The following is a 15,048-nucleotide window of genomic DNA, read 5'->3' as shown; positions in this document are numbered from 1 at the left end:
TATTGCTATTTTATGTATGCCCAAAGATGTTCTTTTATATGCTCGTATTCTTTTGTATTGATGATGGGTAATATGACTATCAATAATGATGTCAATTTTAGATGAGTAACATAATCAGCAGAATAGGCGAAATGGGTAAATAAGAACGAAAATAGAATCATATATCTTAAAGTGATGGAAAATGGGTCTTGTTCTGTTTTGTCATGATACAGAATGACTTTTATAAGCCATAAAGACATAAGCACAGCAAATATCATCCCCCCAGAGAAAACATCACGTGTAAAACCGACGATACCATATATTACATTTCTTTCTTTTGTAGCCTCCTCGTCTTTATAGGAACCAAATCCGGAACCAACAAAAAAATATTTGGCATCGTTTAATGCTGATTTTACTATATTTTTAGTCGTCCCTGACCGACCGGTAGAACTTCCATTGTGTTCACTATTCTCGTAAAACATAGCATACTCTATCATACCTGACAGAATTTCCATTCTATCACCACTTGTTTTTATCCGATCATTTAATTTAAACTGTGTTGAAGTTGCCCCTATTATGTATATAGGAAATAATATGACAGTTCCAATGACTATATATCTTACCTTTTTTCGAAGTTCCATCAAGCGATCGCGACGAATATAGATACGCGTAAAAAAAACAGACAGTACAAGTGTAACAGGAGCAATGAAATAGATTGTGCGCTTACCGCTTGAATATCCCACCAATATTGCAGAGGCTATACACAGCAATATCTCATAAATATATTTTCTTGAAAGTTTATTGTTTGAATACAGCAGAATCACCATACATATTGACAGTACAAGCACCAAGAATGTTGTGGCTGTTGATCCACCTAAACTGGACATATAACCGACGTATCCCTCAATTCGTTCTCCTATGATAAATATCTGAATAATAGAAGCAACTCCTTGCAAGATAACAAGTCCCATTAGAAATTTCAATAAGCGGAGGTACTGATAAATTTCAAAATGAGTACTTCTGTAAATATCATACAAGAAGAAAAAATACAAGACAAACCTGATGCTCTTAAAATAAGCAATTGATGAAGCGGTATATATTGAACATATAAACCCTACTGACAACACAAATAGCAATTTATAACAAAGAGGGTTTAAGATATTTTTATAAGACAATAGTGTTATTCCTATAATGAGTATCTCCAATATAGGTTGAGCAGGAATTGGGGTATATCGTTCCCAAAATCCTTGCGTAAAAACAAGAAAGAGTATTGCATACAAAAAATAAAGCTTTACTCGATTTACTGGCATAGTTTATTGCAAAATTTATAAAGATGGTGTACTTGTGCTTTCCATGTAAATTTTTCTTTTACATAATCGATACACACTTGATTTTTAATGAAAGCATTTGTATTGTCGCGTTGCTCTATGATATGGATAATAGCATTAGCAATCTCCTCAACAACGTGCTCATTATTCATATCATAATAGTATACCATATCGCTGTTTTTATCCAGAATATCTGTAAAACATTCCATGTCAGGTGCAAGCACCGGTTTCCCCATTGCCAGATACTCCATAAGTTTTATAGGACTTGACACCCTCCATGCCATAAAATTGGGAAAGGGAAGAACTGGTAAATCACAACGTGCCACCATTGCTGGCATATCAGATAAAGGTTTGGCATCACATAACTTACACCAATGTCCGATTCCTTTTTTCGAAATATAGGTTTTCAAATCTTTGTCCACTATTTTCCCTATTTGGACCAACTCAATTGAATAGCCCTTTTGAGCTATGATTTCGCACGCTTTGATCAAATCCATATTCCCTCGGGAGTGAGATATGCCGCCATGATAAAAGATTCTGAAAGCTTTGGTATCTCTTGTATAATCATATCTATCAGCATCAAATAAATCTATATTGACACCCGAACTCCAATTAACTGTAGGAATCTCACCATTATTACCCGATAAAGACACTTTTTCAAGGAATGGAGTTATAAAACTTAATCCGTCAAAGGATTTACATGCGTGTTTTATCTGACGTTGATATTGAACCATATCCTTTTCAAAAGTTTCAGGTACAGTGGGTAGTGTCCGTACATCCAATACAAACTTATTATTTTTCCCTAATAACTTATTTAGAAAAATTGCTGGTTTCAGGTATTTTACCAAGTCCTGATTACACATCAAGACATTTGAGTCTGAACCCACAACAAGTTGAAGGGTCTTGAATATTATCAATAGACGAAATTCGAGAAATTTGAGGAATTTATTTTTTATTCGGCCTAAGTAAACAATATTCTTGTCAAAGCTATAATACTCTTTTTTCTCCGAAAAAGAACAATAGTAATATAATTCGCCATCAAAATCTAATACATTTTTTATACATTCTGTTCTTGAAGAATAATTAGTAACTCTGTCAAGTTGCTTTGCTTCAAACCAATGGATTGCATTCATAACACTTCAATTATTTTTTTCATGTTTTTGTTTAAATCATGATTTTCCAACGCATATTGGTAAGATTTTTCACCCAATTCCGATATTATTTCAGGGTGTTCAATCAACTTATGAATGGTTGCTACCAAATTTGTCATGTTGGGAGTTAGGAAACCAATTCCTTGACTAGTGAGAATATCGCTGGGATTAGAATTCATACTGACAACGACAACTTTACGCATCCATGCTTGAACAAATGTATTTGAGAAGCCCTCATATTCACTTGTGTTCACTAAAATATGTGCTTCATTCATCAAATCAAAAACCTGTTCTTGATCAAGACTTCCCAGATAATTTAAATAATCTATATGATTCAGATCCTGTAAAAGATTATTGTATTTAGAAGTGGATCTTCCACACATATACATTTCGATTCTATCCGAATGACCTTTTAAATCCTTTGCTAATTGAACAAACAATTCCGGATGTTTCAACTCTTTAAAATTTGCAACCCAGATAATCTTTATCTTATTGTATTTTTTTTGCAAACATGATTCATCAACAGATGGTGTCATTTGGTTTACTAAAATTGATTCTTTCCCATAACGCTTACTTAACATTTGTTGTTGAAAAACGTTCTGAGCGATAATCACATCTGCACCTACCAAACCTTTATTTATGTAATAGGTTTCGATTTGACTGAATAATGGATATAATGGCTTTCCCAATAATTTTCGTGTTACCGAGCTATCAGATGCTAAAGCGTGAGCATGCTTAACTTTATGGTTTTTTGCATACGAGGTAGCTATACCTATCCATGAGGAACCGATTCTCGTATATATCGTATCCGGTTTGATCGCATTTAATTCTCTTAGTATCTGTTTTTCATATAGGAACCACCCTTTTCCACAGAATTTATAATTCTTCATCTTGCATAAGGGATGCAGCACGATGTTCTCCTTATTTTTTATATCTGTTCCCTTATCTTCAAAGATATAATGAATCTCCCAGTTCTGCTGCTTGCAAGCATTAATCAAATAGAGTATCTGTATTTCTGCCCCTCCGCTTGATTGCTCATAATGAGCAGGATATAATATAGCTATTTTTTTCATTCTATCCCGGCAGCCTTTAAGAATTCTTCAAAACCATCATAAATTCTCTTATGATGTTCAACCCAATAATCAAAGCTATCTCTTAACTGACGTTTATAAGGTAAATGGGGGTACAAATGCATATTCTCTTTATCTACGAACAATGGAAATTCTTCCCAAAATTCATCCAATCGCGGTTTCCGATGAAATCTTTCCTCTATACTTTTTGCATAAGCCAATGCTTCACTTATACATTTCGTACTTCTTTTTTTGTAATAATCCTCCACAGTTCCAACTACACGTGCTGGTACACCAACAGCAACACTATTAGCCGGAATATCATGAGTCACAACAGAGCCAAAACCAATAATACAGTTATCACCGATTGTTACCCCTTTGAAAACAGTACAATTTCTCGCAAAATATACATTATTTCCAATCTTTACTTTTCCTGATTGGGGAATGAATTCATGCCATTTGTTGAGTAAAACATAAAATCCCGCATCATGAGTAAGCAAGGTAAAATTCCTATCAATACGGACATAATCTCCGATTTCAACAAGAGATGGTCTTGTAATGTCTATATTTACAGTTTTAATACAAGGGGTCATCCAAATGTTTTCTCCAATCTTAACACCCTGTTTCCTTAGATAATTTATATATCTTTTCTTAGAAGTTTTTGACAGGTGCAATTCCCAATTCCTTATTCGAGATCGTATAACTCTTTTTATATTCATCTTATTTGCACAGCTTTTTCAAATATGTTATATAAATTGTTTTCAGGTTGATATATGTATGGTCTTTTGTTAGTTCGCATAGCGAACATAAAACCACTAAGAAAAACACAGCACTGAACATATCGCCCCAGTAACCCATTTTGAAGAATGACAAAATCACCTTGCTAACAAAAAATGCCGCTAATGGCTTCCACACAATCGAATACCATATTCGATACTGTTTCTTTGTAGAAAAACCTATCCTCTTTCCACAACACGCAGTGTAAGTGTAGGCTGAAATGAAAGCAGCTACCACTTGCCCAACTACAATCATTTCCAAAGAGTAGGTCATGGTTACAAGCAGTGCTATTATTCTTAATACCGTGTCAAGCAAGGACAAATTCCTATATAACGCCGAATCTCCTTGAATTTTAATGATATTCGCATTAACTACTTTTTGAGGGAACGTTAGTGTGATTAGTATAAAAATTGAGAACAGAGGTGCTGCAGGTATCCATTTTTCTCCCAATAATGCATAAAAGGCAAAATCAGATACAGCCATTAGTAAAAACACCATTGCCGATACGATAAAGGTAAACTTACTGAATACCGATAAGTATAAATCATATCTTTTATTCGGATTCTTTTCGTTTGCGATTATCGGATAACTTGCAGTCATTATTATACTTCGAATAGCTTCGCTTGGAACTGTTTGCATTTTATGTGCCTGATTATAAAACCCCAACGAAGACGAGGAAAATGATTTACCAATAATGACGCTATAAATATTTTCTCCTATTCGATTTATAATATACGACAAAAGAAGATTGGAACTATAAGCAAACATTTCTTTGAATCGTTTTTTGTAAAAACAGAAATAAGGTTTCCATTTTCCAATGATAAGCAACAATATAATATTGAATATTGCAATAACAACAGGTTGCAATGCCAAAGCCCAATATCCAAATCCTATAATCGCTAACGTATAAACCACTACGAATGACAATAGCGAACAAATGATATTGATTTGCGACAATTGTTTGAATTTTAATTGCTTTACAAGTTGAACAAATCCAGTTAATGTAATGGCTTTTAATATAAATCCTATGGCAAGAACCCTAGCTATGTTTGTCAATTCATTGCGTCCGAAAAAAATAGCAATATATGGTGCGGCAATGTTCATTACTGCAAACATAAATAAGGCAACTGCAAGATTATACGATGCAATTGTTCCAAAATCTTTTTTATCGCAATCTGATTTGCGAATAAGTCCGTCATTGAATCCTGCATCACTAAGGCTCATGACGATTGTTGTGAATATGGCAAGCATAGCCACCAAACCATAGTCATCGGGAGACAATATCCTTGCAATAAGGATATTGCTGACAAAACTTATAATTTGCGTACCGAATTTATCAACCGCAGACCAAATGTAATGCTTTGTATTACCCATTCCTTTGCTTGACAACTTTTGCCGGTACACCCGCCATTACTGAATAAGGTGGAACATCTTTATTTACAACTGCACCTGCTGCAATAACAGAACCTTTCCCAATTGTAATACCATCAAGAATGGAAACATTTGTTGCTATCCACACATCATCTTCAATGATAATCCCTTTGGATGTGCTACCTTGAGATTTAATTGTATCATCAAGATTCGAAAATACATGATTCATTCCTACTATTACAACATTCGGAGCTATGGACACATTTGAACCTATTGTTACTTGTGCCAATATGTTAGTATTTCGATTTACAGTCGTATTATTTCCGATTGATATAGAACACTCCATGGATCTAATTAATACATTTTCATGAATAAAAACATTGTTCCCGATATTTACATTTCCTCGTATATCAGAATTATCCATTATATGGCAAGCTTTCCCTATTGACAGTGTTTTAAACCCATAAATGTGAACGTTTTTTCCTTTGTAAATATATTTGCTTGAGCCAAAAACAAAAAGAGAATATAATTGGCTTCTCCAATTCCTACAAAGTTGATTTACTTTATTGAAAACTCTTAGTGAATTGTAATTCATTGTATTAATTTTTGCAAACTATATTATAATCAAATAAGAATTAAAGCCATCGGAAATTTCCCCTGGCATCTGAATCAGTCTTTGACAATATAAATCTATCTTAAATTAACGTGTTATTTTTATTATAATGCGATGGTTGACATCAGATAGTGCTTAGCTACCTATTTAATGAAAAAATTGCTTGAAAACAACCATCCAAAATGGTTTTTGGTCGTGCTTGCTAAACACCATAAACCGATCTGTTTTCTTAACATCTTTAAGCCAATTACTCAGGCTGATCTGTCTATGTTTGACATTTTTAAAATCTTGAAATTCCGGCATCACAAGTACCTCTCTCATTGAATCATAACATAATTCACTTTCTATGTTTTCACCGCAATTATAAAGATACCATATATATGGAAGATTCATACCGGAAGCTGTAACACATATCGAGTTCCCATCATTGCGGAAATTTATTTCCATAAAGTAATCAGTACCATTCTTATCCCGAATAAATTCAACACTAAAAAGTCCTGAATAACCTGTGCTTCGTATAAACTCAAAACAAGAAGATTTATCGTAGGTAAACTCTTTAATTGGGAAATATCGCAAAAATCCCGTGTTGCCGTTCATAGGTTGACGAAGTATTATTGATACTCCCGGAATAATTATTTTATCCCCTTCCTTAATAGAACAGCCAATAAGCTGAAATTCAATATCTTTTGAGATATACTCCTGAATTATTATTTTATCGCATCTGCAATGATTTAAATATTTTCTTAACGCACTTTCGTCCTCACAAATAACAATATCCGATTTTGAGCCGTTTTTGCTTACAAGAGGTTTACTGATACATGGGTAAGTAATCGATTCAAATTCAGGATTTGCCGTCGAAATGATAATTGATTTTGGAATATTTAGTCCGCTTTTTACAGCAAGTTGTGCCATTGCACCTTTGTCCATGAAGTGAGTTATCATTCCTTCATCCTTTGAGCCCGGGAGTACAAAATCTTTGGAAAGATTATTGTGGTTCATATCGAGATAACTGGAAATGCAATCATTACAGGCTATAACAATAGCTTTTTCTGCTGTCGTGTGAAGAGAATACATAGCCGATGAAATTTCATTTATATTTGTCACTACTATCTTCTTCTGAATATATTTACTATAACCTACAAATGGTTTAGGATCGTATGGAGATAAAACAATTAACAACGACTTTATACCTTTTTCACCTAAGCTTCTAAGTATTGATAAAGTATTGTGATGATTGCCACCTATAACTACTACTTCTCTATTCATATTATATCGTTTAAATCTGTAGTTGTTTGAACTATTTATGAGATGTAATCTTCATCAGTCTACAAATTAAAGCATAAAGCGAAGAAAACAGTGGAGTTATCGCATATTCTCTTGATTTTTTATCAAAAGCTATTATATTTTGACCTTTATATTCGATATGCGAAAAGTGATGTCCTCCGTGTTTGAATTTATATTTAGGAAAGAAATTAGTCGCAACAAGCGTTTCTTCATATTTATCAATAGATAAATGTGTTACATTAAATATCGACAAATTATTCCCGTAGGATACCGAGCAATCTTGAGCAGGACGGAACAGATTGTTATTATGCGAAAAAACGGAGCCTCCGTTACGAGCAAATTTAGGATTATTCGAGATTGGAGATTGCGGATGTTTTATCCACTTATCGCTTAATAAATCATTGCAGTAATATAATTCATGATAAAAAGAGTTTTCAGTTTTATGTGTAGTAAACAAATAGTAGATGTCGCCCTTGCAAATAATAGATGAGTCTACATATTTTCCATTATCAAAGATAATTTTGTTTAATTTCCATTTATATGGGAAGTCAACACACTCATATAACCTCAACTCATTTGATTCATTACTTTCCGGAAGCATATAAATTTTATCATTTATCTTAAATACATAAGGGAATGACAAATGAAATGGTTCCTTCAATACTACAACCGGTTGAGACCAGTTTTTTAAATCCGATGTCCAAGTACAGACAATATAACCTTTCCCGTTTTTATACTTTTCTTCGTAGAAGAGATATATAGCGTTGTTATACTCAAATAAAAAAGGGTCTGCTTTTATCTGAGTACTTGATCTATAGGAAAAAGCCGGACATTTAAAACTGCCTATAATTTTTGTTTTGTTCCAATCAACAAACTCTTTACTTTCAGTTATTGCAACATAGCTATTCCACAAAGTAAATCTCTTCATTAATGCATTTAATTTAAATTACAATCGACCATTCACTATTTGTTTGTCAAGGAATCCTTTGACATCATAAATTATATGATTGTCGTTAAGCATTGACAATATATCTAACTCCGTAAATTCCTTGTGAGCAACGGCAAGAATTGCAGTGTCATACTTTTTCATTGGAAGTTGATTCGTTACTTTTATTCCATATTCGTGTTCTACGATTGCCGGATTTGCCCATGGATCATAAATTGTTATATTAACATTATACTCTCGTAGAGCATTATAAATATCAATAACCTTTGTGTTGCGCACATCAGGACAGTTTTCCTTGAATGTAAAACCTAATATCAAGATGTTTGCCCCCAACACCTGAATACCTTTTTTCAACATAAGTTTCACTACTTCGTTGGCTACATATTCTCCCATGCCATCATTCATACGTCGACCGGCAAGAATGATTTCAGGGTTGTATCCGTGACGCTGCGCACACTGAGCGAGATAATAAGGATCGACACCTATGCAATGTCCGCCTACAAGTCCCGGCTTGAATGGAAGAAAATTCCACTTTGTGGAAGCTGCCTCAAGCACATCCTGCGTGTCAATTCCCATCTTAGTGAAAATTTTGGAAAGTTCGTTGACAAAAGCGATGTTTATATCACGCTGCGAGTTTTCGATAACTTTAGCGGCTTCTGCCACCTTGATAGTTGAAGCAAGGTGGGTACCAGCTGTAATGACGGACGCATAAACTTCATTCACTTTCTTACCGATTTCAACTGTGGAACCAGAAGTAACTTTCTTGATTTTTTCAACTGTATGAAGTTTATCTCCCGGATTTATACGTTCAGGGCTATAGCCTGCAAAGAAATCTTCATTATACTTCAATCCGGACACTTTTTCCACAACTGGAATACACTCATCTTCTGTAACACCGGGATAAACAGTAGACTCATAGACTACAATATCTCCTTTGGAAATCACCTTTCCAACAGTGGTACTTGCACCATAAAGTGGAGTTAAATCCGGATTGTTGTTCTCATCCACAGGAGTTGGAACTGCTACGATGTAGAAATTACAGTCGCGAATTTGTTCAATATCTGTTGTACATTTAAACCCATGATTGTTAATGGCATCCTGAAGTAGGTCATCAGCAACTTCAAGTGTTGCATCATGCCCCTTCATCAAAGCATTCACACGAGCTTGATTCATATCAAATCCCACAGTAGGATATTTAGTTGAAAAAAGTCGGGCAAGCGGTAAGCCTACATATCCTAATCCGACTACACAAATCTTAATACTTTTCATTTTTATATCAAATTATTCCAATACCATTTCACAGCTTCTTTCAACCCCTCGCGCATACTGTATTGCGGATTATAGCCCAATAACGATTTGGCTTTGTCAATACAAGCCAGAGAATGGGGTATATCTCCTAAACGGTTAGGACCATGAATCACTTCCACTTGAATAATCTCAGAATCAAACTCGCTCAAAAATTCTTTCAGATAGCCTACAAGTTGGTTCAATGTGGTGCGTTCACCGTAGGCTGTGTTATATATCTGATTTACAGCATTCTTATTATTGGTGGTCATAGCCAGCATATTCATCTGAACCACATTGTCTATATAAGTGAAATCGCGGCTGTATTCACCATCACCATTAATAACCGGACTTTCATGAGCCATCAGTTTCTTCACAAACAATGGAATCACAGCGGCGTATGCGCCAAACGGATCCTGACGACGCCCGAACACATTGAAATAGCGCAGTCCGATGCATTCCATACCGTATGTTTTGGCAAACACATCGGCATAGAGTTCGTTCACATACTTGGTAATGGCATAAGGAGATAGTGGCTTTCCTATCACATCCTCGACCTTCGGTAGTGACTTGCTGTCGCCATAAGTAGACGAACTTGCAGCATATATAAATCGTTTCACACCTGCATCTCGGGCGGTTACCAGCATATTCAAGAATCCGGATATATTGGTGTCGTTCGTAGTAATCGGATCTTTGATAGAACGAGGTACGCTTCCCAATGCGGCTTCGTGCATAACGTAATCCACACCCTCCACTGCTTTGCGACAATCTGCCAAAACCCGGATATCACCGACTATCAATTTAAACTTTTCAGAATAGCGTTCTAAAAGCGGGAACACATTCTCTGGCTTACCGGTGGCAAAATTGTCTAAACATACCACTTCATAGTTGTGAGCCAACAAATGCTCACAAAGATTAGAACCAATAAACCCGGCTCCTCCAGTAACCAAAATCTTATTCATATTTTAATTCTCCATCTTATTTCTTAAACACTCCACAAAAATCCAATGTCACCTTATCGCCCCTCCATTCCAGTTCTCTAAATGGAATGTGTGCCGTCAAAAACACCACGATATCTGCTTTGTCATAAGCCTCTTTATAATCAGTCAATTTAAAGACATTGTGTTTTTTTATATTCGGTTCCACAACCAAAATATCGGCATTATTGCAACTCTGCATCACTTTCGTAGTGATGTATTTTGCCGGGCTTTCACGCAAATCGTCGATATTGGGTTTGAAAGCAAGTCCCATCATAGCGACACAAGGTTTGCGATGATGTTTCAATTCAAACTCCAACATGGCATTCTTCACTTTCTCGGCACACCAGAAACTCTTGTAGTTGTTAATTTCACGGGCATCACTAATCAACTTACTTTCCGCAGGGAAATCAGCAGTGATAAAGTATGGATCCACCGCAATGCAATGTCCCCCAACACCGCAACCGGGTTGCAGGATATTCACACGCGGATGCTTGTTGGCAAGATTGACAAGCTCCCAAACATTGATGCCCGCCTTGTCGCAGATAAGCGAAAGCTCATTGGCAAAAGCAATTTGTACATCGCGACTAGAGTTCTCCGTCAGTTTGCACATTTCTGCCGTGCGACAGTTCGTTTTGTGAAGCGTACCTTGTACAAATTGGGAATAGAACTCAATGGCCTTATCGGTAGATTCAGGATTTAAACCGCCTATGACACGGTCATTATGTACCAATTCATAAATCACATTACCGGGTAATACGCGCTCCGGACAATAGGCTATATAAATCTTACCTTCCAGTTCCGGACGTTCATTAAAGATGATGCGTGCCATGGCCTCTGTGGTTCCTACGGGTGAAGTGGATTCTATTACATAAAGATCCCCTTCTTTCAGCAACGGCAATACCGCATGAGTAGCAGCTTCCACGTAACTCACATCAGGTTCATGGTTTCCCTTGAAAGGGGTAGGAACTACCATAAAATAAGCATCACTTACTTCTGGTGTAACCGAAGCCTTCAACATGCCAGTTTTCACTACTTCCTGTAACATTTTCTCCATACCAGGTTCAATGATGTGTAGATGTCCCGCATTAGTCATTTCCACTACATGGGGATTGATATCAACTCCCGTTATCTGAATGCCGTGCTTGGCAGCGATAATGGCTGTGGGCAAACCAATATAACCCAAGCCCATAAAACATGCTTTCATTCCCTATTGTTAAAAATTGTAATTATATTATATACGATCCTGTAAAGATCGGCCAGATACATTCACGCCGATTTCCCTACCGATGCTCTGGTTGACTTTCTTTCTATACTCTACTCCTACAAGGATAGGGCTCACGCTTATCACATTACTATTCTCGGGAGAGGAGCTTATGATCAGTTCGATGATGCAGGAGGCTTCCTCGCCAAGCTTTGGGGGCTCTATCTTGATTTGTTGAAGGATGCCGGCGAATGTTTGTCCGCACCGTTTCTCCCTTTTCAGTATCTCGTTCAATCGAGTGATACGCTCAAACAGCGTCGTGCCGGACGAGCCGCGTAAGTGCTTGATGAATGGGCGTAATCGGGTGTAGAAGTCTCTCTTCTCTGAATTTTCCTTGGTGACTTCCAGCTCATGCAGCAACATGGGGAGCACGACGTGATCCATCACATGATCCATATTCATGCAGTTTCTCATACGTCCGACATAATACTTTAATCTCTCCACATTGGGGATATATCGGTATAGAGACCATTCTTCATCGCTCAATTGTATATTGGTAAATGTCTTTTTTTCCTCAACTCTCATTTCTTTATTTATTTCCCGGATTTCCGAATAGGCACGGAATCATAACCGAATGCTTTTATTTATTCATGGTTTAATGTCTTCGCTCCGGTAGCTTCGCAATATCATTCGAATGAGAAAGCAATCTAAAGTATTCATTAAAAAAACTTTTTATTATATGAACGAACCGAATTTCCGCATCCGCCCCTACTCCAAAAGGGAGTTGGCGAAGCTCTATTTTCCTGATACAAATAACGAGGAATCTGCCATCGCAAACCTCCGTAACCTGATGAAGCATAACCCCGACCTGATCACCGAGTTGAAAAAAGCGTACTATAAGCCTCACAACAAAACGTTTACGCCTAAACAGACAGGCATCATCGTACAGTATCTCGGTGAACCGTAAGCGGGAACTGAAGCCGTTAGTTATTCACTAGGTATAGCCGCTAGTTATTCACTTGACAAGCCATTAGTTATTCACTTCGGAAACGCCTTAAACGAAACAACCGGAATGAAACCGAAAGCATCGGAAAGTGAGGTTTTCGACTTCCTTACTTTTGTATCAGTCAATGACATTGATAAAAATAACAGAGTATTCACTATTAAAATTTTAACATTATGGCACAGCCTTTTTATGCTAGAAAAATCGATTTGAACATTGGCCCTCGTAAGGGAGAAACTGTTTACAGTGCTCAAGCTTATTATTATGGTACAATCACTACCAAGCAGGTGGCTACCCAGATCGCACAAGAGTCGGCCTTGACACCGGCCGACGTGATCGGGGTCATCGAACGTCTCGCTTATTTCTGCCAAACCCACATGGCGCTTGGTTACAAGATCAAGCTGGACGGATTGGGCATCTTCTACAACGAGTTGCTCACCGAGAAAAGCGTAAGCACACCCAAGGAGGTGACAGCCAAGCTGGTGAAAAGTATCCGACCAGCGTTTAACGCCGAGTATACGATCCTTAACGGGACGTTCCGTTATGCGCTCCTGCCCGAGAAAACCAATTTGGTGAGAATCGACTTTAAGGGTGGGGTACCTATCGTAACTCCCGAGGAAGGGGACTCCGAAAGTCCCGACGAGATCTGATCTCCAAGAACTATACATTATTCACCCTCAAATTTGAACAGACATGAGCAATTCAAGTAAAATCGATTGGAAGAAAATAGTCCAAGCTATCGTACAGGCTATTATCGCAGCCTTAACGGCATTAGGTGTATCTTCCTGTGTTTCTCACTTCTAAATTCTAGTGACAATGACGCAAGAAACATTTCCCATGATTGTCGGCGGAGAAGAGACGCTCAACGAGCGTACCCTGCTGACGCAAGTGGAAAGCGGATTGATGATGAATGGGGCGGACTCTGTCCGCTTCATCGTCATACATTGCTCCGCTACCCAAAGTGACCGTGACTATACGGTGGAACAGCTTCACCGTGACCATAAGGTACGGGGATTCCGTACCATCGGCTATCATTTCTATATCCGCAGGAGTGGAATCGTGACACAGCATCGCCGACTGCTGGAAGTAGGTGCCCATGTCCGTGGACTCAATCGTTGCAGCATAGGTATTTGTTATGAAGGCGGATTGGATGAAAGCGGCAAAACCGCCGATACCCGTACCCCGGAACAGAAGGAGCGATTGAGGGAACTCCTGTGGAAACTCCACACGCTCTTTCCTCATGCGCTTATCGTGGGGCATCGTGACTTGCCCGGCGTAAAGAAAGCTTGTCCCTGCTTCTCGTGCGATGAATATCGTTACTTGTTCCATTAACTATCCCGGGAAATGTGTCGCTATGATGCCTTGCAACATTCGAGAGACATTTCCCGATATTCTTTTCTTCATAACACTTTCTTTCCAAAGCGTAAGACTATGAATATCAGTTCCGCAGAGTTGATAATAGCCGTTTTTCAGTAGCCACTCCGCCTTACCTCGAACCTCCGGACCATATGCACCGACCAAGGAAAGGAGATTCAATTGGAACCTCACGTTCATACCTTTCAATCGCCAATAATCTTTCTCATTCATATAGGTATATCGTTCGGGATGCGCCAGTACAGGTATATAGCCTTTTGCCTTGATCCGAAGCAGAATATTATTTAATCCCATCGGAGGATTAAAATAGGAAGTCTCCACTAGCAAATGTTTTTGAGCCTTGCCAATCGGCAACAAGTCTTCCGAGGCCAGTCGCTCCTCAAATAAGTTATCCAGCATGTATTCCGCGGCTAAATGGAGAGCTATACCTCCGGAATAATATTGAAGAAGAAGCTGGAAACGTTCTCTCAATTTCTCGCTCGTGTTGGGAAAGTCTTCCATGATATGCGGAGTTAGCCAAATGGATTGAACCCCTAGTTTCTCCAGACAATCCAATACATACAAGGACTCATCTAATGTTTGTACACCATCATCCACCCCGGGTAATATATGTGAATGGTAATCAGTAAATCCCTCCAAAATACCGCTTCCCACAAGACTGGTCTGCTTTTTGAAAAACCACATCCT

General features: G+C 37.6%; 17 protein-coding genes. 4 read left to right on the top strand and 13 right to left on the bottom strand.

All coding sequences use genetic code 11. The features are described 5' to 3' along the window. Window positions 1-5 precede the first annotated feature (5 nt). The 12 genes from CI960_RS03275 to CI960_RS03220 all read right to left on the bottom strand — a co-directional run bounded on the left by CI960_RS03275 (window position 6) and on the right by CI960_RS03220 (window position 12,569). Entirely contained in the window at window positions 6-950 is a 945-nt protein-coding gene (locus CI960_RS03275) for a hypothetical protein (RefSeq protein WP_227211306.1), read from the bottom strand. A 329-nt stretch (window positions 951-1,279) separates the two neighbouring features. Next, window positions 1,280-2,440, bottom strand: a complete 1,161-nt coding sequence (locus tag CI960_RS03270) for a glycosyltransferase (RefSeq protein ID WP_005855151.1) — start codon at window positions 2,438-2,440, stop codon at window positions 1,280-1,282. After that, window positions 2,437-3,531, bottom strand: a complete 1,095-nt coding sequence (locus CI960_RS03265) for a glycosyltransferase family 4 protein (protein WP_005855148.1) — start codon at window positions 3,529-3,531, stop codon at window positions 2,437-2,439. The genes CI960_RS03270 and CI960_RS03265 overlap by 4 nt, the downstream gene beginning before the upstream one ends. After that, window positions 3,528-4,247 carry an acyltransferase gene (locus tag CI960_RS23805; protein ID WP_005855146.1) on the bottom strand — a complete coding sequence of 240 codons (720 nt, stop codon included), beginning with the start codon at window positions 4,245-4,247 and terminating at the stop codon, window positions 3,528-3,530. The genes CI960_RS03265 and CI960_RS23805 overlap by 4 nt, the downstream gene beginning before the upstream one ends. Window position 4,248: 1 nt before the next feature. Continuing rightward, window positions 4,249-5,679, bottom strand: a complete 1,431-nt coding sequence (locus tag CI960_RS03255; protein ID WP_011965864.1) for a lipopolysaccharide biosynthesis protein — start codon at window positions 5,677-5,679, stop codon at window positions 4,249-4,251. Continuing rightward, entirely contained in the window at window positions 5,672-6,271 is a 600-nt protein-coding gene (locus tag CI960_RS03250) for an acyltransferase (protein ID WP_005855142.1), read from the bottom strand. The genes CI960_RS03255 and CI960_RS03250 overlap by 8 nt, the downstream gene beginning before the upstream one ends. Before the next feature lie 165 nt (window positions 6,272-6,436). Next, a complete protein-coding gene (locus CI960_RS03245) occupies window positions 6,437-7,555 on the bottom strand; it encodes a hypothetical protein (protein WP_005855140.1) in 1,119 nt (372 codons plus the stop codon). 31 nt (window positions 7,556-7,586) lie between these two features. Beyond that, the gene (locus CI960_RS03240; protein WP_005855138.1) at window positions 7,587-8,501 is read right to left on the bottom strand and encodes a hypothetical protein; all 915 of its coding nucleotides are present in this window, start codon (window positions 8,499-8,501) and stop codon (window positions 7,587-7,589) included. Window positions 8,502-8,519: 18 nt separating this feature from the next. Further along, window positions 8,520-9,788 carry a nucleotide sugar dehydrogenase gene (locus CI960_RS03235; RefSeq protein WP_008780975.1) on the bottom strand — a complete coding sequence of 423 codons (1,269 nt, stop codon included), beginning with the start codon at window positions 9,786-9,788 and terminating at the stop codon, window positions 8,520-8,522. 2 nt (window positions 9,789-9,790) lie between these two features. Beyond that, entirely contained in the window at window positions 9,791-10,765 is a 975-nt protein-coding gene (locus tag CI960_RS03230) for an SDR family oxidoreductase (RefSeq protein ID WP_005855134.1), read from the bottom strand. Between the two features lie 16 nt (window positions 10,766-10,781). Then, a complete protein-coding gene (gene wecC, locus CI960_RS03225) occupies window positions 10,782-11,987 on the bottom strand; it encodes a UDP-N-acetyl-D-mannosamine dehydrogenase (RefSeq protein ID WP_005855132.1) in 1,206 nt (401 codons plus the stop codon). 27 nt (window positions 11,988-12,014) lie between these two features. Then, a complete protein-coding gene (locus CI960_RS03220) occupies window positions 12,015-12,569 on the bottom strand; it encodes a hypothetical protein (RefSeq protein WP_005855130.1) in 555 nt (184 codons plus the stop codon). A 154-nt stretch (window positions 12,570-12,723) separates the two neighbouring features. On the opposite strand from CI960_RS03220, the gene CI960_RS03215 reads away from it, so the two are divergent. The 4 genes from CI960_RS03215 to CI960_RS03205 all read left to right on the top strand — a co-directional run bounded on the left by CI960_RS03215 (window position 12,724) and on the right by CI960_RS03205 (window position 14,319). Further along, window positions 12,724-12,951 (top strand): DUF4248 domain-containing protein, encoded by a 228-nt coding sequence (locus tag CI960_RS03215; protein WP_005855128.1) that lies wholly within the window; start codon window positions 12,724-12,726, stop codon window positions 12,949-12,951. Between the two features lie 212 nt (window positions 12,952-13,163). Beyond that, the gene (locus CI960_RS03210; RefSeq protein WP_005855124.1) at window positions 13,164-13,637 is read left to right on the top strand and encodes an HU family DNA-binding protein; all 474 of its coding nucleotides are present in this window, start codon (window positions 13,164-13,166) and stop codon (window positions 13,635-13,637) included. Between the two features lie 43 nt (window positions 13,638-13,680). Further along, window positions 13,681-13,791, top strand: a complete 111-nt coding sequence (locus CI960_RS23115; RefSeq protein WP_151896172.1) for a smalltalk protein — start codon at window positions 13,681-13,683, stop codon at window positions 13,789-13,791. A 12-nt stretch (window positions 13,792-13,803) separates the two neighbouring features. Next, window positions 13,804-14,319 carry an N-acetylmuramoyl-L-alanine amidase gene (locus tag CI960_RS03205; protein ID WP_005855122.1) on the top strand — a complete coding sequence of 172 codons (516 nt, stop codon included), beginning with the start codon at window positions 13,804-13,806 and terminating at the stop codon, window positions 14,317-14,319. Here CI960_RS03205 and CI960_RS03200 read toward each other — a convergent pair whose 3' ends face one another. Continuing rightward, window positions 14,320-15,045, bottom strand: a complete 726-nt coding sequence (locus CI960_RS03200; protein WP_005855120.1) for a tyrosine-protein phosphatase — start codon at window positions 15,043-15,045, stop codon at window positions 14,320-14,322. Window positions 15,046-15,048: the final 3 nt, after the last annotated feature.

The organism is Parabacteroides sp. CT06, assembly GCF_002257605.1.
GTDB lineage: Bacteria > Bacteroidota > Bacteroidia > Bacteroidales > Tannerellaceae > Parabacteroides > Parabacteroides distasonis.
This window is presented reverse-complemented; position numbering and strand designations above follow the sequence as displayed.

Coding starts and splice junctions, on each gene's coding strand:
- CI960_RS23805 (WP_005855146.1), bottom strand. CDS start 4,247: ATGAATATAAAAAGAGTTATACGATCTCGAATAAGGAATTGGGAATTG.
- CI960_RS23115 (WP_151896172.1), top strand. CDS start 13,681: ATGAGCAATTCAAGTAAAATCGATTGGAAGAAAATAGTCCAAGCTATC.
- CI960_RS03220 (WP_005855130.1), bottom strand. CDS start 12,569: ATGAGAGTTGAGGAAAAAAAGACATTTACCAATATACAATTGAGCGAT.
- CI960_RS03240 (WP_005855138.1), bottom strand. CDS start 8,501: ATGAAGAGATTTACTTTGTGGAATAGCTATGTTGCAATAACTGAAAGT.
- CI960_RS03245 (WP_005855140.1), bottom strand. CDS start 7,555: ATGAATAGAGAAGTAGTAGTTATAGGTGGCAATCATCACAATACTTTA.
- CI960_RS03230 (WP_005855134.1), bottom strand. CDS start 10,765: ATGAATAAGATTTTGGTTACTGGAGGAGCCGGGTTTATTGGTTCTAAT.
- CI960_RS03215 (WP_005855128.1), top strand. CDS start 12,724: ATGAACGAACCGAATTTCCGCATCCGCCCCTACTCCAAAAGGGAGTTG.
- CI960_RS03270 (WP_005855151.1), bottom strand. CDS start 2,440: ATGAATGCAATCCATTGGTTTGAAGCAAAGCAACTTGACAGAGTTACT.
- CI960_RS03235 (WP_008780975.1), bottom strand. CDS start 9,788: ATGAAAAGTATTAAGATTTGTGTAGTCGGATTAGGATATGTAGGCTTA.
- CI960_RS03210 (WP_005855124.1), top strand. CDS start 13,164: ATGGCACAGCCTTTTTATGCTAGAAAAATCGATTTGAACATTGGCCCT.
- wecC (WP_005855132.1), bottom strand. CDS start 11,987: ATGAAAGCATGTTTTATGGGCTTGGGTTATATTGGTTTGCCCACAGCC.
- CI960_RS03200 (WP_005855120.1), bottom strand. CDS start 15,045: ATGTGGTTTTTCAAAAAGCAGACCAGTCTTGTGGGAAGCGGTATTTTG.
- CI960_RS03265 (WP_005855148.1), bottom strand. CDS start 3,531: ATGAAAAAAATAGCTATATTATATCCTGCTCATTATGAGCAATCAAGC.
- CI960_RS03205 (WP_005855122.1), top strand. CDS start 13,804: ATGACGCAAGAAACATTTCCCATGATTGTCGGCGGAGAAGAGACGCTC.
- CI960_RS03250 (WP_005855142.1), bottom strand. CDS start 6,271: ATGAATTACAATTCACTAAGAGTTTTCAATAAAGTAAATCAACTTTGT.
- CI960_RS03275 (WP_227211306.1), bottom strand. CDS start 950: ATGGGACTTGTTATCTTGCAAGGAGTTGCTTCTATTATTCAGATATTT.
- CI960_RS03255 (WP_011965864.1), bottom strand. CDS start 5,679: ATGGGTAATACAAAGCATTACATTTGGTCTGCGGTTGATAAATTCGGT.